Origin of the sequence: Nocardioides sp. QY071 (genome assembly GCF_029961765.1) — a bacterium.
Taxonomy (GTDB): Bacteria; Actinomycetota; Actinomycetes; order Propionibacteriales; family Nocardioidaceae; genus Nocardioides.
In genome coordinates, this window is record NZ_CP124681.1 from 4,595,861 (window position 1) to 4,613,483 (window position 17,623).

General features: G+C 71.5%; 17 protein-coding genes. 5 read left to right on the top strand and 12 right to left on the bottom strand.

The features are described from left to right. From QI633_RS22235 to QI633_RS22250, 4 genes are read right to left on the bottom strand one after another with little or no spacing between them, the layout of a single operon-like run. Positions 1-984, bottom strand: coding sequence for a folate-binding protein (locus QI633_RS22235; RefSeq protein WP_282427103.1), 984 nt, complete (start codon positions 982-984; stop codon positions 1-3). Then, positions 981-1,448, bottom strand: coding sequence for an adenylyltransferase/cytidyltransferase family protein (locus QI633_RS22240; protein WP_141797328.1), 468 nt, complete (start codon positions 1,446-1,448; stop codon positions 981-983). The genes QI633_RS22235 and QI633_RS22240 overlap by 4 nt, the downstream gene beginning before the upstream one ends. Beyond that, positions 1,445-1,972, bottom strand: coding sequence for a Fur family transcriptional regulator (locus QI633_RS22245; RefSeq protein WP_260805780.1), 528 nt, complete (start codon positions 1,970-1,972; stop codon positions 1,445-1,447). Before QI633_RS22245 ends, QI633_RS22240 begins: the two co-directional genes overlap by 4 nt. Further along, positions 1,965-2,459 (bottom strand): FABP family protein, encoded by a 495-nt coding sequence (locus QI633_RS22250; protein WP_141797326.1) that lies wholly within the window; start codon positions 2,457-2,459, stop codon positions 1,965-1,967. The genes QI633_RS22245 and QI633_RS22250 overlap by 8 nt, the downstream gene beginning before the upstream one ends. Before the next feature lie 196 nt (positions 2,460-2,655). Between QI633_RS22250 and QI633_RS22255 the strand changes: the two genes are divergently transcribed. From QI633_RS22255 to QI633_RS22270, 4 genes are all read left to right on the top strand, one after another. After that, a complete protein-coding gene (locus tag QI633_RS22255) occupies positions 2,656-3,018 on the top strand; it encodes a DsrE family protein (protein WP_141797325.1) in 363 nt (120 codons plus the stop codon). A 12-nt stretch (positions 3,019-3,030) separates the two neighbouring features. Beyond that, positions 3,031-3,879 (top strand): SGNH/GDSL hydrolase family protein, encoded by an 849-nt coding sequence (locus QI633_RS22260; RefSeq protein ID WP_282427104.1) that lies wholly within the window; start codon positions 3,031-3,033, stop codon positions 3,877-3,879. Then, on the top strand, positions 3,879-4,307 hold the full coding sequence (dtd, locus tag QI633_RS22265) for a D-aminoacyl-tRNA deacylase (protein WP_141797323.1): 429 nt from the start codon (positions 3,879-3,881) through the stop codon (positions 4,305-4,307). The genes QI633_RS22260 and dtd overlap by 1 nt, the downstream gene beginning before the upstream one ends. 485 nt (positions 4,308-4,792) lie before the next feature. Next, on the top strand, positions 4,793-5,485 hold the full coding sequence (locus QI633_RS22270) for a hypothetical protein (RefSeq protein WP_282427105.1): 693 nt from the start codon (positions 4,793-4,795) through the stop codon (positions 5,483-5,485). Between the two features lie 39 nt (positions 5,486-5,524). Here QI633_RS22270 and QI633_RS22275 read toward each other — a convergent pair whose 3' ends face one another. The 8 genes from QI633_RS22275 to QI633_RS22310 all read right to left on the bottom strand — a co-directional run bounded on the left by QI633_RS22275 (position 5,525) and on the right by QI633_RS22310 (position 15,968). After that, positions 5,525-5,980 (bottom strand): DUF4395 domain-containing protein, encoded by a 456-nt coding sequence (locus QI633_RS22275; RefSeq protein WP_282427106.1) that lies wholly within the window; start codon positions 5,978-5,980, stop codon positions 5,525-5,527. Beyond that, positions 5,980-6,441, bottom strand: a complete 462-nt coding sequence (locus QI633_RS22280; protein WP_141797320.1) for a thioredoxin family protein — start codon at positions 6,439-6,441, stop codon at positions 5,980-5,982. The genes QI633_RS22275 and QI633_RS22280 overlap by 1 nt, the downstream gene beginning before the upstream one ends. 102 nt (positions 6,442-6,543) lie before the next feature. After that, a complete protein-coding gene (locus QI633_RS22285; RefSeq protein ID WP_141797319.1) occupies positions 6,544-6,852 on the bottom strand; it encodes a DUF1416 domain-containing protein in 309 nt (102 codons plus the stop codon). Continuing rightward, a complete protein-coding gene (locus QI633_RS22290) occupies positions 6,852-7,700 on the bottom strand; it encodes a sulfurtransferase (RefSeq protein WP_141797318.1) in 849 nt (282 codons plus the stop codon). The genes QI633_RS22285 and QI633_RS22290 overlap by 1 nt, the downstream gene beginning before the upstream one ends. A 381-nt stretch (positions 7,701-8,081) precedes the next feature. After that, entirely contained in the window at positions 8,082-12,566 is a 4,485-nt protein-coding gene (locus QI633_RS22295) for a LamG-like jellyroll fold domain-containing protein (protein WP_282427107.1), read from the bottom strand. An 11-nt stretch (positions 12,567-12,577) separates the two neighbouring features. Further along, a complete protein-coding gene (locus QI633_RS22300; protein ID WP_282427108.1) occupies positions 12,578-13,237 on the bottom strand; it encodes a hypothetical protein in 660 nt (219 codons plus the stop codon). Next, complete coding sequence (locus QI633_RS22305; protein WP_282427109.1) at positions 13,234-14,010, bottom strand: cobalt transporter; 777 nt, start codon at positions 14,008-14,010, stop codon at positions 13,234-13,236. The genes QI633_RS22300 and QI633_RS22305 overlap by 4 nt, the downstream gene beginning before the upstream one ends. A 116-nt stretch (positions 14,011-14,126) precedes the next feature. Further along, entirely contained in the window at positions 14,127-15,968 is a 1,842-nt protein-coding gene (locus QI633_RS22310) for a DUF4012 domain-containing protein (protein ID WP_282427110.1), read from the bottom strand. 150 nt (positions 15,969-16,118) lie between these two features. On the opposite strand from QI633_RS22310, the gene QI633_RS22315 reads away from it, so the two are divergent. Beyond that, positions 16,119-17,555 (top strand): polysaccharide biosynthesis tyrosine autokinase, encoded by a 1,437-nt coding sequence (locus QI633_RS22315; RefSeq protein WP_141797312.1) that lies wholly within the window; start codon positions 16,119-16,121, stop codon positions 17,553-17,555. Positions 17,556-17,623: the final 68 nt, after the last annotated feature.

The following is a 17,623-nucleotide window of genomic DNA, read 5'->3' on the forward strand; positions in this document are numbered from 1 at the left end:
TCAGCGCTGGGGACGGAAGTGCAGCCCGACCTCGGGGTCGACCACGACCTCCTGAGCGGCGGGCAGCCCGTCGACGACGAGCTGCGCGGCGACGTCGGTGTTGCGCTTGACCAGGGCGAGCGCGATCGGGCCGAGCTCGTGGTGGCGGGCCGAGGAGCCGACGACGCCGGCCGCGCGGCCACCGCCCTCGGGCAGCACCTCGGTGCCGGGCGTCGGGAGCCGGTTCTCGGAGCCGTCGAGGTGGAGCAGGGTCAGCCGACGGGGCGGCTTGCCCAGGTTGTGCACCCGGGCGACCGTCTCCTGGCCGCGGTAGCAGCCCTTGTCCATGTGTACGGCGGCCGCCCAGGATGGAGCCTGGTCGACCCCCAGCCAGCCGACCTCGTTGGGGATGGTGCGCTCGTCGGTGTCGATGCCGAAGCGCGGCTCGCCGCGCTCGATGCGCAGCGCCTCGAAGGCCCACAGACCCGCGGCCGGCCCCGCCGCCTCGGCGTACGACGCCAGCTGGTCGCGCGGCACCAGGTCGTAGCGGCCCTCGCCGACCGGGCGCCAGGCGACGGCGACGTCGCCGGTCGCGTCGGTGATCTCGACGCGCATCATGAACTTCATCCGCTCGAGGAACTCCACCAGCGCGCCCGCGCGACCGGGCTCGGTGTGGGCGGTGAAGGCCTCGCCGTCGTCGACGCCGGTGAAGGCGTGCTCGACGTGCCCCTGTGGCGAGAGCACCAGCGCGGAGACCCACTGGCCGGCGGGCAGGCCCTCGAAGTACTGCGTGGTGAGCGAGTGCAGCCAGGTCAGCCGGTCGGGACCGGTGACGCGGAGCACGTCGCGGTGCGAGAGGTCGACGAAGCCCTCGCCGGCCACGAGGGCGCGCTGCTCGCCGTACAGGCTGCCGTAGTGGGCCGCGACTCCGGCGTCGATGCCCTCGCCGGCGACGGCGCCGGGGAGGTCGAGAAGGGGGCTGGTGCGGGTCGGCTGGGTGGTCATGTGAGGTCCCGGTAGTGCTCGAGGAGGCGGGTGAGGGTGCCGAGGGCTGCCTGCATCTCCTCGATGTGTGCCGGGTCGAGCGTGCGGAGCATCTCCTTGATCTCGGTGCTCGACACACCCGAGGTGCGCGGCAGGTACCTCACCTCGCAAACGTCGGAGAGGTCGTCGAACTTCCCGGCCCAGTCGTCGCCCATCACGAACAGGTCGACGCCGTGCTCGACGATGTCGGCGCGCTTCTGGTCCCAGGACCGCTCCGGCAGCACCAGGTCGACGCCCTTGATGGCGCCCACGATGGCGGCCCGGTCGTCGTAGGACACGACGGACCTCTTGCCCTTGCCGGCGTTGAACTCGTCGGTCGAGACGCCCACGACCAGGCGGTCGCCGAGCCCGGCGAGGCGCTCGATCAGCCGCAGGTGGCCGATGTGGAACAGGTCGAAGGTGCCGTAGGTCAGCACGGTGGTCACGGGGTCGCTCCTTCGCAGCGGGCGCAGCGCCCGAAGACGGTCAGGTGGCCGAGGTCCGGGACGAACCCCCGGGTGGCGAGAGCGGCGACGAACGGCGCCGCCTCGGCCTCGTCCACGGAGATCACGTCGCCGCAGCCGCGGCACACGAGGTGGAAGTGCACGTGGCCCCGCGTCGAGTGGTACGTCGGGGCGCGGTCGGACAGGTGCGCATGCCGGATCAGGCCCAGCTCCTCGAGCACCTCGAGCGTGCGGTAGACGGTGGAGGCGTTGATCGTGCTCACCGTCTGCTGGACGTGGGCCAGCACCTCGTCGGGGGTGGCGTGGCCGAGCGCGTCGACCGCACCGAGGATCAGCTCGCGCTGGGGCGTGAGGCGGTAGCCCTTCTCACGGAGGGCTGCGCGCCAGTCGTTGGTCTCGAGACGCGCGTCGCGGCCTCGTTCCTCGCCCGCGGCGCTCCTCGACCTCCCCGCCGAGCCCGGGTCCTCCCTCGTGCCTCGGGAGTCCCCGGGGCGGTGATCAGGCACGCTTGAGCCTCGCCCACAGGTGCGGCTGGAGCGGCTGGCCCATCGCGGCCATGTCGAACGCATAGAGCAGGTCGCCCTCGACGTTGCCGTAGAGGCGCTTGCCGGCGACGTACTCCTTGGCGGTCTCGGTGCGCGCCACCGCGTCGGTGGTCCACTCGAACTTGCCGTCGGCGGCCTCGCCCTCCCAGATCTCCGCGATGCCCGTGTTGTGGGTCAGCAGGATCTCGAAGCGGCCCTCGCCGACGCCCCGGATGAACCCGGTCTCGATGGCGGCGTCGCGGACCTTCTCGTTGTTCTCGTCGATGATCCAGGAGCGCGCCATGTAGTGGAAGAACGGGCGCCCGTCGTGGGTGAAGATCAGCTCCTGGCCGAACTGGAACGAGTCGATCGTCGGGTAGTCGCCGTGGCCGTTGCCACGCCACGTGCCGAGCATCCACGCGATCGGTCCGCAGTTGGGGTGCAGGTTGTCGGGAAGTTCGAAGGCCACGATCGACCAGTCTAGGGAATCGCTGATCGATGGCGACGTCGCGAGCGTCGCGAGGCGCGTGCGATGGCAAGGCGCAGGCGCGAAGACATGCTGGGCGCACGTCGAGCGTCTGCAACGCCGCCAGCGTGCGCGCATCGCGGCGCGCAGCAGGCGCCATCGATCAGCGCTTCCCTAGGGACTGCGTAGGCTCTGACCCATGTCGCGCAGCCTCGTCGTGAAGGTCACCTGCGGAGCCGACGACCCGGAGCGCTGCAACCAGGCCTTCACCGTGGCCGCCGCGGCCGCCGTCTCGGGCGTCCCGGTCTCGCTCTGGCTGACCGGGGAGGCCGCCTGGCTGGCCGTCCCCGGCCGGGCCGCCGAGCTCGACCTGCCGCTCGCGACGCCGCTGCCCGACCTGATCGACGCCGTCCTGGCGACCGGCTCGGTGACCGTGTGCGCGCAGTGCGCGGCGCGGCGCTCGCTGTCGGAGCCGGACCTGCTGGCCGGCGTACGCATCGCGGGGGCGCCGGTGTTCGTCGAGGAAGTCCTGGGTGAGGACGTGCAGGCGCTCGTCTACTGAGAAGGTTCTCCCATGCGTCGCTCCTCCGCCCTGCTCCTGGCGGCCGCCATGGCGGTCACGCTCAGCGCCTGCGAGAAGTCGTCCGGTCCGAAGCGCGAGTACGTCGCCCTCGGCGACTCCTACGCCGCCGCCCCCGGCGTCGGTCGCGCCGACCCGCCCGCCGCGTGCCGGCGCTCGAAGGACAACTATCCCCACCTGCTCGCCGAGGACCTGGACCTCGAGCTGACCGATGTCAGCTGCTCCGGGGCCCCGACCGAGGCGGTACTGGGCGAGTACGACGCGCTCGGGAAGAGGCTGCCGCCGCAGGTCGAGGCCGTCGACGCGAGCACCGACCTGGTCACGATCGGGCTCGGGTTCAACGACTTCGCCCTCTCCATCCGGGTCTTCGTGAAGTGCGTGCAGCTCGGCATGGCCGATCCCACCGGCACGCCCTGCACCGACGCCGACGCCGCGGCCGGCGCCAACAGCACCGAGGCAGCACTGGCGCAGATCACCGCGCGCCTCACCGCGGTCATCGAGGCGGTCACCGAACGGGCTCCGAAGGCCCAGGTCGTGCTGGTCGGCTACCCCACGATCTTCCCCGAGCAGGACACCTGCGCGAACCTCGGCATCGCCAAGGGCGACCTGCCCTTGGTGCGCGGCGTCGTGGAGAGCCTCAACGCGTCCGCCGAGGCCGCAGCCGAGGCGGGCGGCGCGACGTACGTCGACACGGCGACGCCGACTCGCGGCCACGACATCTGCTCCGAAGACCCGTGGATCGCGGGCATCAAGCCCACCCCCGGCAAGAAGGCGCTGATCTGGCACCCCTACGCCGAGGAGCAGAAGCTCGTGGCCGAGCTGGTCGCCGAGGTCGTCGACTAGTGCGCGCCGTGCTCCAGCGGGTCAGCTCCGCCTCCGTCGTCGTCGACGGCGAGGTCGTCGGCGCCATCGACGCGCCCGGCCTGCTGGTCTACCTGGGCGTCACCCACACCGACGGCGCCGCCGAGGTCGCCTGGATGGCCCGCAAGATCCGCGACCTGCGCATCCTCGCGGACGAGCAGTCGCTCGGTGACACGGGCGGACCCGCGCTGGTGGTCTCCCAGTTCACGCTGTACGGCGAGGCCCGCAAGGGCCGCCGCCCCACCTGGATCGCCGCCGCGCCGGCGGCCGTCAGCGAGCCGGTCTACGACGCGGTGTGCGCGGCGTTGGAGGCGGCCGGAACCCCCGTCCAGCGTGGAGTGTTCGGCGCGGACATGAAGGTGAGCTCGGTCAACGACGGCCCGTTCACGGTGCTCCTCGAGACCCCCTGAGGTTCCGTTTTCGGCTCGCATCTGACGAATGGGCTGCGATTCGGCAGGATTCACAGCCCATTCGTCAGATGCGCGCTTCCACGGCACCCCTCCCCTGTGGAGGACGAACCCACGGACTCACGAACCTGATCATGCTCGGTCGCATGGATCTGCCTCATCTCTCCCGGGACGGGATCGTGGCCCCCGTGCGGGTGGACCCGACCGGGCTGCGCGGACCGACGCGCGGGCAAGCCCGCGGGCCTCGATGGACCAGGGTCGCGCCGTGGTACTACGTGCCGTCCTGCACCGACCGGAACCGGACCGACCAGCGCATCGTCGAGGCTCTCGTGCCCTTTCCGGAGGGTTCTGCCGTCACCGGTTGGGCCGGCCTTCACCTGATGGGAGCCCACTGGTTCGACGGCTACGGCGCCGACGGACGCCCGCTGGACGTCCAGGTAGCGCTCGGTCACCAACAGACTGCGCGGCCGCGGAGCGGAGCGCACCTGATGGAGGAGTGGCTCTTCGACGACGACGTGACCTGGGTCGACGGCATACCGGTGACCGTGCCCAACCGCTCGGTGACCCACCTCGCGCGCACCGCGCGGAACGACCTCGAGGCCACGAGGTACGTCGACATGGCGGCGTACGACGATCTGGTCACGCTGGCAGGACTGACGAGATACGCGGCACGCCTCGGCCCACGCCCAGGAACCCGGCGGCTCAAGCGTGCCATCGAGCACGGCGACGAGAACGCTTGGTCGCCGACAGAGGTCACCACGCGCCTCCTGTGGAAGGGTGCGTTCCCACGACGTCACCTGGTGTGCAATGCACCGATCTTCGACCGGGCAGGCAACCATCTCTTCACACCCGACCTGCTCGACGTGGAGGCTGCGATCGCCGGGGAGTACAACGGCGACGACCACGCCAGCCGCAGGACGCGCAATCGCGACCTCACCCGCGACGACCTGGCGCGCCGTCACGGGATCGAGGTGGTCAGCACCCTTGCCGGCGCCGGCGAGCGGGAGCTCTTCGTGCAGCGGCTGCGTGGCGCCTACGAGCGGGCAGCGCCGAACACCGATAGCCGCTCATGGACGCTCGAGCTGCCCGGCTGGTGGGTCGACACCTCCACGGTCGCCGCGCGACTCGCCCTGACGCCGTACCAGCGCGAACAGTGGTTGCGTCACCGCCGTCGCATCTGACGAATGGGCTGTGAAATAGCCTCAGACACAGCCCATTCGTCAGATGCGACGCAAAGAACGCAACCCCAGCAGGTAGAGCTCGCACCCGAGGCAGAACGCGAACACAGCGTTGAGGAAGGCCGCGACGAAGGCGAGCGCGGCGAAGACCTGGCCGAGGAGGACGGCGCCGGTGGCGAAGCCGAGGGTGGCGACGACGGCGAAGACCAGGCCGACGGCCTGGGCGAAGCGGGGCGGGGCGGGGTCCTCGAGGTGGTCGGGAGCGGCGAGCCTCGGCCGGACCAGCCGGCGGAAGAGCACTCCCGTCGGGGTCCTCTGGACGCCGAGTCCGGCACCGATCGCGAAGAGGACGGCCTGGACGCCGGTGATCACGGCGGCCACCCCGGGCGCCGCGTCCGACAGCACCAACGCGACGGCGAAGACGACGAGGGTGATCGCGGCGGTGAAGCGGGGGCCGCGGGGGTCGATGCCGGCGACGATGGGAGCAGTCGCGGACATCAGGCCCCCTGGAGCGTCGGGAGGGCGGCGAGGACCTGCTCGCGGCGCGGGGCGCCGGCGGCACGGGTGATCTCGTGCCCGAAGCGGTCGAGGACCAGCGTCGTGGGCGTACGACGGACGTCGAGGGCGCGGACCAGGTCGAGATGCTCCTCGGCGTCGATCTCGACGTGCGCGACGCCGTCGAGCTTGCCGGCGACGTCGGACAGCACCACGCGGGTGGTGCGGCAGGGCGCGCAGAACGCGCTGGAGAACTGGAGCAGGGTGGCCCGCTCCCCCAGCTCGGCCGCGGGCACCGAGGCGGCGACGGCCGACCACGCGGTCGGCTCGGGGTCTCGAGACGGTCGCTGCGCGGCCTCCTCGACCGCCGGGGTCGCGAAGGTCCCGTCGGTACGACGGCGGTACAGCCCGAAGCCGACCGCCACGACGACGGCGGCCAGGAGCAACACGAGTCCGGGGTTCACAATCCTCCTTCAACCGCGGCGGCGGCCCCCGGATTCCGGGAACCGCCGCCGACTGGTCTCGAGACGGTCGCTGCGCGACCTCCTCGACCTCCGTTCAGGTCCTCAGAGCGAGATGAGGACCTCGGCGACCGAGCCGGTCTGCGCCTGGACGACGCGATCGACCGGGTCGGCCTTGGGGGCCAGGGTCCGCAGGGTCCACTGGCCGTCGCCGGCGAAGAACCGGAAGTGGCCCGTGGCGGAGGTCGGGACCTCCGCGGTGAACTCGCCGGACTTGTCGAGCAGGCGGACGTAGGCGCTCGCCACGGGGGTGGCGTCGTCGCCGGTGCCGCGCACGACCTGGCCCTGGATCACGGCCTCCTTGGCGACGTTGACGCCGTCAAGCGACAGGCCGCCGACCTTCGCGCCGCACATCAGGCGTCACCGGGCTCGTCGCCGAGCGCGATCGGGACGCCGACGAGGGAGCCGTACTCGGTCCACGAGCCGTCGTAGTTCTTGACGTTCTTCTTGCCGAGCAGCTCCTGCAGCACGAACCAGGTCAGCGAGGAGCGCTCACCGATGCGGCACAGCGCGATGGTGTCCTTGTCCTCGTCGAAGCCGACCTCGGCGTACAGCGCCTGCAGGTCCGCGTCGGACTTGAAGGTGCCGTCGTCGTTGGCGTTCTTGCTCCACGGGACGTTGACCGAGGTCGGGATGTGGCCGGCGCGCTGCGACTGCTCCTGCGGGAGGTGGGCCGGCGCGAGGAGGCGACCGGCGTACTCGTCGGGGCTGCGCACGTCGACCAGGTTCTGGGCACCGATCGCGGCGACGACGTCGTCACGGAAGGCGCGGATGGAGCGGTCCTGCTCCTGGGCGGTGTAGGAGGTCGCGGCGCGCTGGGGCAGCTCGTCGGTCAGCTCGCGGCTGTCGAGCTCCCACTTCTTGCGGCCGCCGTCCATGAGCTTGACGTCCTGGTGGCCGTAGAGCTTGAAGTACCAGTAGGCGTAGGCGGCGAACCAGTTGTTGTTGCCGCCGTAGAGGATCACGGTGTCGTCGTTGGCGACGCCACGCGAGGACAGGAGCGCCTCGAACTGCTCCTTGTTGACGAAGTCGCGACGGACCTGGTCCTGGAGGTCGGTGGTCCAGTCGAGCTTGATGGCGCCCTTGATGTGACCCTTGTCGTAGGCCGTGGTGTCCTCGTCGACCTCGATGACGACGACCTTGTCGGTGCCGAGGTTGTCCTCGACCCACTGGGTGGAGACGAGCGAATTCTCGCGGCTCATGGTGATTCCTTCTGGTGGTTGCGATGGTGCGGTACGACGGACAGTGCTGCGGCGCCTGCTCCCTGAAGAGCAGCACGACGAACGCACAGGACGGCGCCTGGGCGCGCGACAGCGCCACGGAGACGACGGGAGAGGCGGCAGAGTGCCGGAGGCTCAGAGACCCGTCAGCAGGGTCGACACAGCGCCGAGCTGACGCGGCAGTTGTCCACCGCGCGCCGCTTGGTCAGCAGCAGGGTCGTCGACATGGGGAAGAGCCTAGGCGGCTTTCCCGGATCCACGAACTCCGCTTCTCGAAATATGAGACGGACATCCAGATAATGAGACCGCCGCCCGACGGGACCGGTCGGTCCCGCGGGCGGCGGTCATCGGAGCAGGGCGGACTCAGCGCTTGCGCACCGTGAACACCGCTTTGTCGGCCGCGTACGCCGCGCTTCCGGCGTACGTCGCCCTGATCTTCCAGCGGCCGGGCTTGAGCCGCACCCGGCACGTGGCGACCCCGTCGTCGATCGTCGCGACGCACAGGGTGCGCCCGCCGCTCCTGAACACCACCCGGCCGGTCACGCCGGCCGCGATCTTCGCCCTCAGCACGACCCGCTTCCCCTTCGCCAGCGAGGCCTTCTTCGCCTTCGCCCTCAGGCCCGGGTCCGCCTTGGCGGCCGGGTCGACCACCTCGAGCACGAAGGACCGCTGCGACTCGCGGTGGGTGTCGTCGCCGTCGTAGACCGCCAGGATCGCGTGGTCGCCCGGAGGCGGCAGCATCCGTACGACGCAGGTCGCGACGCCGCCCGAGACACTCGCCTCGCACAGCACGTCCTCTCCGTTGAGGAAGCGGACCTGCCCGGTGGCGCCGGCCGGGCCGACCTTCGCGGTCAGCGCGAGGTCGGTGCCGAAGGTGGCCGACGTGTTGGCCACCGTGACCGTCGTGACCGCACGGGAGTCGACCGGCTCGACGACCGTGACCACACGGGAGGCGATCACCTGGTTGCCGTTGTCGTCCTCCGCCACGTAGGTGAGCACGTAGGTGCCCGCCGTGCCCGTGTCGACGTCCCCGACGACCCGGATCAGGACGTCGCTGTCGGTGTCGTCGGTCGCGCTCACCCCGTCGAGCGGGGCGAACTCGCCACCGACCGGGACCGTCGTCGTGGCCGGCACCTGGAGCGTCGGTGCCTTCGTGTCGGTGCCGGCGGCGCTCGCCCGGAACACCGTGCCGAACTGGCGGATCGCGCCGACCCGCTCACCATCGTCGGTCCGGCTCTCGGCCGTCCACGCGTAGACCTCCCCCTCGGCGAGCCCGGTCCACGAGACCGTCGCCGGCCAGCCCGACCTCGCCGTCTGTACGCCGATGACCCGCTCGGTCGGGGTCACCACGGTCAGCCCGTCGGTCGAGAAGGTCGTGCTCCGGCTGGAGAGGTCCACCGGCAGGGTCAGGTTGTCCTCGGCGCTGTTGTAGCGCTTGCGGTCGTCGTACTCGGTCGCCCCGAAGTTGTCGAAGTGCGGCGAGTAGGTGTCGATGCTGACCTCGGAACGGTCGACGTCGAACTGCAGCAGCCGCAGCCAGCTGGCGCCGAACTGGAGCAGGTCGCTCGCCTTGTGGTCGGTGTCGCCGTCGCCGTCGAGGTCGATGTTGCCGGACCCGTCGACCTTGTCGGGCCACAGCTCGCGCGCGGACACCTTGTAGAACTGGTAGTCCGCCAGCAGCTCGACCACGTTGTGCTGCACCGTCGCGCCGACGCCCGTCTTGAGGTTGGTCCCGACGCCGTGCTCGTGGCCGGCCAGGATCAGGAAGACGTTCGGGTTGGCGCTGACCACCTCGTCGTACAGCTTCGAGCCGTCGCCGGAGAAGCTCGCCCCGCGGCCGTCCTTGGCCGTCGACGGCGCGAGGTAGGCGTGCGTGAGCAGGATGCCGTTGCGGTCGGGGTAGCGCTGGAACACCGAGCTGGCCCAGTCCGCCTCGGGCTGCGTGACGCCGTACGACAGGCCGACCGCGACGAAGTCGAGGCCACCTGCGGAGAACAGGACGTAGTTGTTCTGGTTGTCCTGGCCGGGGGTGCTGACCGCGCCCTGGCTGTCGGTCGCCTCGTCCCAGGCGTGGTACGACGCACCGCTCGGCCAGCTCTGCGCGGCGGCGTAGTAGCGGTCCGGACCGTAGTACCGGTTGAACCGCGAGGTCGGACCGGTCTCGTTGCCGAGCTGGTTGTCGTGGTTGCCGGCGATCACCTGGTTGGGGATGCCCGAGCCGTCGAGCGTGGCCTGGGCGCCGGAGGTGAACTCGAACTCGCGGGTGACCTGGTCGTCCAGCCCCGGGTAGAGGAGCTGGCCGGAGCCGTTGGTCGCGAGCGGGTCGTTGTAGTCGTTCTCGATGACGTCACCGGTGTGCCCGGCCCAGGCGATCTTGCGCGGCCCGGCCTGCTGGGCGATCCAGTCGGTGGTGGCGCGGTAGGCCTTCGCCCAGATCGCCTGCTCCTCGGCCTTCATCTGGTCGGCCGGCTCGGCGACGCCGTCCCAGTCGTCGTAGGTGCCACCGGCCGCGCCCTCAGCGAGGTACTGCGTGTCGGTGAAGTGGGCCAGCGAGAAGTCGTAGTCGTCGGGGTTCTCGAAGTCGTCCTTGTCCTTGGCGGCCTTCTCGTCGCGCGGGGCGAGGTCGTCGGCGAACGGGTCGGTGCCGAGCACCAGCAGGTGCACGGTGCCGCCGTCGACGAGCGCCGGGCGGAGCACGGCGTTGAGGAAGGTGTCGCCGTCGCGTACACCGCGCGCGGTGGCGAGCTCGACCCACGCGGAGGTCTGGGCGTTCCAGGCCCGCAGGGTCACCGACCGCTCCGGGTCGACGACGCCCTTCCACACGACCTGCTGGCCGGTGACGGCCGGGCCGACCTGGACGTCGAAGCGCTGGAACGGCAGGTCGCCGCTGGTGGCGCTGGCCGTCGCGTCGCCGTCGTCGGGCGCGAGGCGCCCGGTGATCGGCTGCTCCTGCTCGTGGTCGAACTCGAGCGTGGTCGGGACCTTCTTCACCACACCCTGGACGCCGCCGTCGGCGACGGTCGCGGTGGCCTCGCGGAAGGTCGTCGTGACGTCGCCGCCGTCGGGGCTGGTCGCGATCGCGGAGAGCTGGACGACGCCCTTGCCCTCGCCGGACCCGGTGCCGCCGCCCGAGGGGATGGTGTCGGTCTCGAACGGAACCTCGAAGGAGACCGGCTTGCCGAACACGTCGACGGCGGTCGCGGTGATCCTGTGCGAGCCGGCCTGCAGGCCCGCGCCGACGGGGTCGCCCTCGGCGACCGGCTCGCCGTCGAGCAGGAAGACCCAGCCCGTGGCGTTGTCCTCGTGCGCGATGTCGAGGTCGAGCTCGACGGGCGAGGAGAGGTGGTCGCCCGCCGCCGGCACGGAGGCGTCGAGGCGGACGCCGGCGTCCGGGTGCTCGCCGAAGGCGGCGATGTCGAGCGCCCTGACCTCGGTGTCGTTGAGCGCGCGGCCGTAGATGCGGGCGTTGGCCAGCTTGCCCCTGGTGTAGAACTGCGCGCCTGCGTTGGGCGAGGAGTCCGCGCCGACGGTCCACGCACGGGCCGTGGCGTTGGGCAGGGTCAGCGCGCCGGTGGCCGGCGTGGTCGCGGCGAGCACGCCGTCGACGTACAGCTTGATCTCGGTGCCGGTCCACACGCCGACGACGTGGTACCAGCGGCCGGCGCTGATCACGGCGCGCGCGGTCTTGTAGCCGCCGCCGATGTGGGCCATCAGGCCGACCTTGTCCTCGTTGACGTAGATCGAGTAGCCGCCGGCCTCCTTGCCGGAGCAGACCGACGCCTCGGTGCCGGCGGGCAGCGGGCCGTCGTACCGGAAGGTGCACTCGATGCTGACCGCCGAGGTGATCTGGTCCCAGTGCGGCGTGAGCGCGTAGCCGTAGGCGTCGTCACCGGTGAGGGTCACCACGTCGCGGTCGAGCGCGTTGTCGTGGCCGATCGTCGGGCTGCCGAAGGTCTTGACCGCGAGGTCGCGGACCCGGTCCTTGGCGGTGCCGTCGGCGAAGTCGACGTCGAGGACGTCGGCCTGCGGCGTCTCGACGGCGGTGTCCCACTGCGCCGCGAGGGCCTTCACCTCGTCGTCGCTGACCGCGCGGGAGAAGACGCCGGAGGCGGCGAAGGTGCTGGGCGGGGCGGGCTGGCCGACGCCGGTGGGGCTGGCGTCCGCGCCGACGACGAAGCGCCGGGCGGTGGCTGCCGGGAAGGTCAGCGCCCCCGAGGCGGCGGTGGTCTGGGCGAGCTGGCCGTTGACGTAGAGCCGGATCTGGCTGCCGTCCCAGGTCGCGACGGCGTGGTACCAGCGGTTGCCGTCGATGGGCGTCAGGGCGCTCTTGTAGCCGCCGCCGATGTGGGCCATGAAGCCGAGGTTGCCGCCGGTGACGTACATCGAGATGCCGCCGGCCTCCTTGTCGGAGCACATGTCCTTCTCGTTGGACACCGGCATCGTGGTGTCGACGCGGAACACGCACTCGACGCTGACGCCCGTCGTGAGCTTGCTCCACTGGTCCTCGAACGGGAACCCGACGGCGTCGTCGACGCCGTCCACCGTCATGACGGGGCCCTGCTTGGCGTCGGTCCCGTAGGTCGGGGTGCCGTACGTGATCGGCGCCAGTGACTGGGCAGCGTCCGTCGGGACGCCGCCGGGGAAGGCGACGTCGAGGACGTCGGGGGTCGGCGCCGGTACGGCGGTCGCCGCCGCCGGGGCGTCCGGCAGCAGCGTCGCGGCGGTGGGCGGCGCGGCGGTGGGCGGCGCGGCCTGGCTCGAGGTGGCCAGCAGGCCACTCGAGGCGAGGGCCACGGCGACCACGGAGGTCGCGAGCAGCCGGAGCCTGCGCATCGGTCGTGCGGGCACGACGGGTCTCCTCAGGGGTTGGGGGTGGGGGTGGGAGTTGCCCGTCGCCGCTGCCGGGCCACGCGGGTCCCGGCGACGGCGACGAGGAGCACGGCGCCGAGAACACCGCCGATCTGGAGGGCAGCGCTGCTGCCGGTGCTGCCGGTGCTGCTGGTCGCGATGGTCGTGCTGGTCGTCATGGAGGTGCGCTCGCCGAGGGACCAGTCGTGGGTGGGCGCGTCGGCGCCGTACACCTGGTGCTGCCCGTCCGGACCCGTCGCGAGGGTGCGGTACGCCGGGTGCAGGTCGGTCAGCGTGCTCACCGTGACGGTGGCGCTCGCCGCCGGCCGCGGACAGGTGAACACCAGGTCGGCGCCGTCGGCGATCAGGTCGCCCGACGCCTCCACGCGACCGGGACAGGCCCGGCCGCCGCTGGCCACCGTGACGTGCTCGAGCAGGTAGGTGTGCACCTCGGGCGCCTGCTGCACGAGCTTGGCGTCGCCGTCGTCGTAGTCGATGGCGCCGTCGAGCATCACCCGGTCCTCGGGCAGCACGCCGAGGTGGATGCCGAGCAGGGTGAGGTCGTCGGCGGCACCGACCTTCCAGGTCACGTGGACGACGGCGGGATCGTGCGGGTCGCCGGCGACCGAGACGGTCTGCGGGTCGCCGAACGGGTGCGCGGCCAGGCTCATGTCGCCGACACCAGCTGCCCGACGGCAGCCGTGGTGACCACGCCGCCGATGACGGTGATGCTCGCGGCGGCGAGCACCGGCGCGACCCGGGACACGGCCGTGACCAGGGCCCGGGACTCTGCGGCGCGGACCACGATGCTGCGCCCGGCCAGGGCGAGCAGGCCGACGCCGAACAGGACCGTGGCCAGGCCCAGCCCGAAGGTGATGACGAGGAGCAGCGCGAACCCGGAGCGACCGGTGAAGATGCCGGTCACCAGCACCAGGAAGGCCGCCGGGGACGGCGTCAGGCCACCCGACATGCCGAGCAGGACCAGACCGGGACGGCTCGGCTCATGACCGTGCCGCTGACCGTGACCGTGGCCGTGCCCGTGCCCATGACCGTGCCCGTGGCCGTGCCCGTGCCCATGACCGTGGCCCGCGCGGAGGTGGCGCCGGAACAGCCAGATCCCGACGCCGACCACCATCAGCCCCGCTGCCAGCTGCAGCCCGCTGGTCAGCCGCTGCATCGAGACCACGTCCGAGAGCGACAGGAAGGTCCAGGCGAGCGCGATCACGAGCACCGAGACGGTGTGCATGACCGCGACGGAGGCCCCCAGCCACGCGGCGTCACGGACCTTGCCGTCCGCCCCGACGAGGTACGCCGCCGCCAGGCTCTTGCCGTGACCGGGACCGACGGCGTGCGCGGCACCGGCGGTGAAGGCGAGCAGGAACGCCACGGGCACGAATCCGGGCGAGCCGACGAGGTCGACCAGGCGGTCGTCGAGGGAGGGCACGGGCAGTCATGGTCGACGGGCCCGGTGACGTCGGCGCCGGTGCCCGGTGGCCCGCGGGTGACCCGGGGGTGAAGAGAAGCCGAAACCCCTCACCAAGAGGTCGGGGCAGCGCGGGGTCAGCGCACCCGGCAGGCCGAGGGTGCCGTGGCGTTGGAGCTGCCGGGCGCCGCACCCGGCGACATCTCGAGGCGGGCGTCGTCCGGCTGGCCCTTGGCGGTGTGCAGCACGACGTCGACCGTCTGGGTCTGGCCCGGGTCGAGGAGCACGCCGATCGTGGCGACCTGTCGGCCGGCGTACGTCGACACGGTGGGGTCTCCCGTGGACTGGCCGTCGATCCGCACCTCGTCCACACTGCCACCGACGGGGGCGCTGACGTAGACGACGAGCAGCTGCTGGCCCGGGTCGGTGCGGTTGCCGGGGAAGAACTCGCCGGTGATCGCGTCGGGCAGCTGGTCGGCCAGGCCCGGGGTCGCGTTGGTGAAGGTGAGGGTGGCACCGAGCTCCTGGCGGCCGCCGGAGCAGGAGCGGGAGTACAGCTCGGCCTTCTGCCGCAGGTAGTACTGCATCTTGGTCGGGCCGGCGTCGTTGACGTAGACGCCGACGACCGGAGGGCCGTCGGTGCGGTCGACGAACTCGCCCGCGATCCGGGTGCCGGCGATCTCGCGCTGGGCCTCGTCGGCGAAGAAGCGCATCCGCACCCGGCCCTCCTCGACACCGGTCACCAGCCCGCGGATCAGGTCGGCCGAGTTGCCGTAGCCGTCGGAGAAGACGTCGAAGACCGCCTTGGCGACCGCCTCCTGGTAGTCGCTCTGCGCCTGCGTGCCCGGGGTGAGCGCATAGATCTCGTTCTCGACGCGGCGCACCACGTTGCCGGCCGTGATCGGTGCGTAGCCGGGCACGGGGACCTCTCCGATCGCGGTGAGGAGGTACGAAACGACCACCGGGTCGACGTACAGGACACCGTCGAGGCGCTCCCCCTCGACCTGCTGCCAGCGGGCCCGGATCAGGTCGGACGAGCGCGGGATGTCGGGCGTGAGGGTGGCGTCGACGCCGATGGTGCCGAGGATCTCACCGAACAGGTCGCGCTCCTCGGTGCTCAGCGGCAGGACCGGGTGACCGGGTGTCGCGCCGAGCTCGGCCATGTCGACCTGCCGGACGATGTCGACCTTGCCGTCGCGGGCCTGGATGAGCGACAGCGAGCCCGGCAGCCCGCCGCTGCTGCGCGACTCGGCGTTGTTCTGGAAGACCAGCAGGTAGTTGCGGTCACCGCCCTCGCCGAGCATCCGGGGGATCAGCCGGGAGGCGCGGTACGTCGACTGCAGGGTTCCGCGCGCGTCGTCGACCAGGCCCCGCAGCCCGTCGAACGCGGTGCGGATCGGGCCGGCGAACCCGGTCGGGTCCACCGCGGCCAACCTGCGGCTGGCCGTGTCGAACGCCTTCTCGCTGCGCGCCGCGGGCTCCTCGAGGGCCGCGATCCGGTCGAGCGGGAAGCGGTGCTCGACCGGCTGGAAGCTCTCCGCGGTCACCAGGTCGGCCGCGTCGACCACCGGCGTCAGCCCGTCCCGGCCGACGTCGGCGAGCACCTCGGCCACGGTCGCCACGCCCTTCGCGTCGTCACCGACGAGCGGGAGCGCCCCGAACACCGACCAGGTCGCGCCGTGGGTGGTGTCGTCCGCGGAGTCGGCGGCCTCCTGGTAGGCGGCGAGGGCGGAGCGGGCACCCGCGGCGTCGCCCTGCACCAGGGCGTCGCGCATCGCGCGGGCCTGCTCGTCGACCTCCCCCAGGTCGCGGCTAGCCCCGAGCGCCACCCACAGGGCCCAGCCCCCGAGCAACACCAGCACCGCACCGAGACCGATCGCCACGGTCCAGCGAGGGTGCTCCCGGCGGAACCGGCGTACCTGCCGCAGCAGCCGCCGGAAGCCGCGAGACCGGCGCCGACGCCGGATCTCGGGCGACATGCCCGGGAGACTAGGCCATGTCCTAGCAGCGGACAATTGGTGGCCATGGGACAGTGACCATCGACCGTCTGCCGCGTTGGGTACGGGGGCGGGGGCCTAGGATCGGCAGTCGGTCGGGTCGGGACGCATGTCACAAGCAAGGGACGGGACTTGGAGTTCAAGCAATTCCTGACGGTGCTGGGTCGCCGTTGGATGAGCATCGTGTCGATCATCCTGCTCGCACTCGGGGTCAGCGCCGCGATCACGTTCACGCGTACGCCGATGTACGAGTCGAAGACGCAGATCTTCCTCACCGTCGACGTCCGCGACACGACCGACGCCTATGCGGCGCTGCTGTTCGCGTCGAACCGCGCGGCGTCGTACGCCACCGTCGTGAAGAGCACCGGGCTCGCCGAGGTCGTCAAGAAGGACCTCAAGCTGAAGATGTCGGCCGAGGAGCTCGCCTCCCGGTTCGACGCCGAGGTCGTGGAGAGCACCTCGCTCATCCAGATCAGCTACAAGGACGAGAACCCCTACGACGCGACGAAGATCGCCGACTACGCGACCGACAAGTTCACCGAGTACGTCGCCGGCCTCGAGACGCCCGGTGCGACCACCGACGGCGGCACGACCACGGGCAATCCCGAGGACTCGCAGATCCGGGCCCAGGTCACCGACAAGGCCTCGGCCGCCACCCAGGTCAGCCCCAACGTGGTGCTCAACCTGGTCGCGGCCATCCTGATCGGCACCCTGCTCGGCATCGGCCTGGCCGTGGCCCGTGAGCTCCTGGACCGCACCATCCGCACGGCCGACCACGTCGCCGAGCTCACCGAGTCGCCCGTGCTCGCGAGCATCGGCTTCGACGGCGACATCCGGTCCGCCCCGTTGCTCACCGACCTCGGCGGCTTCGCGGCGCGCACCGAGGCGTTCCGCCTGCTGCGCACGAACCTGCAGTTCATCGACCTCGATCACCAGCCGCGCTGCCTGGTGATCAGCAGCGCCGTGCCCGGCGAGGGCAAGACGATGACCTCGACGAACCTCGCGGTCGCGCTCGCCCAGACCGGCCGCAACACGCTGATCATCGACGCCGACCTGCGCCGCCCGCGCGTCGCCAGCACCCTCGGCCTGGACCCGGCGATCGGGCTCACCACCGCCCTGGTCGGCAAGACCGAGATCCACGACGCGATCCAGGTCCACGAGGCCAGCGGCCTGCACGTGCTCGCGTCCGGCGCCAAGCCGCCGAACCCGACCGAGATCCTGCAGTCGAAGATCACCCACGACCTGATCCGGCGGCTGCGGTCGTCGTACGACATGGTGATCATCGACGCCCCGCCGCTGCTCCCCGTCGCGGACGCATCGGTGCTGGCCAAGCTCGCCGACGGCGTCATCATCGTCGTGCGGCACGCCAAGACGACCCGCGAACAGGTCAACGAGGCGATCAACCGCCTCAACCAGGTCGGCGCCCGGCTCTACGGCGTCGTGGTCAACATGGTCGCCAAGCGCGCCATCGGCTCGTATTACTACTACTACTACGAGGAGACCAGCGCCGCCGGTCGCTCGGGCAAGGGCGACGCCAAGGCCGAGTCCTCCGGGCGCCGCAAGGCCTGACCTCCACCACGCATCAACAGCACGAGCCGCCGGGGACCTGGTCCCCGGCGGCTCGTTCGTCGTCGTGG

Coding starts and splice junctions, on each gene's coding strand:
- QI633_RS22235 (WP_282427103.1), bottom strand. CDS start 984: ATGACCACCCAGCCGACCCGCACCAGCCCCCTTCTCGACCTCCCCGGC.
- QI633_RS22255 (WP_141797325.1), top strand. CDS start 2,656: ATGTCGCGCAGCCTCGTCGTGAAGGTCACCTGCGGAGCCGACGACCCG.
- QI633_RS22260 (WP_282427104.1), top strand. CDS start 3,031: ATGCGTCGCTCCTCCGCCCTGCTCCTGGCGGCCGCCATGGCGGTCACG.
- QI633_RS22270 (WP_282427105.1), top strand. CDS start 4,793: ATGGAGGAGTGGCTCTTCGACGACGACGTGACCTGGGTCGACGGCATA.
- QI633_RS22275 (WP_282427106.1), bottom strand. CDS start 5,980: ATGTCCGCGACTGCTCCCATCGTCGCCGGCATCGACCCCCGCGGCCCC.
- QI633_RS22285 (WP_141797319.1), bottom strand. CDS start 6,852: ATGTGCGGCGCGAAGGTCGGCGGCCTGTCGCTTGACGGCGTCAACGTC.
- QI633_RS22290 (WP_141797318.1), bottom strand. CDS start 7,700: ATGAGCCGCGAGAATTCGCTCGTCTCCACCCAGTGGGTCGAGGACAAC.
- QI633_RS22300 (WP_282427108.1), bottom strand. CDS start 13,237: ATGAGCCTGGCCGCGCACCCGTTCGGCGACCCGCAGACCGTCTCGGTC.
- QI633_RS22310 (WP_282427110.1), bottom strand. CDS start 15,968: ATGTCGCCCGAGATCCGGCGTCGGCGCCGGTCTCGCGGCTTCCGGCGG.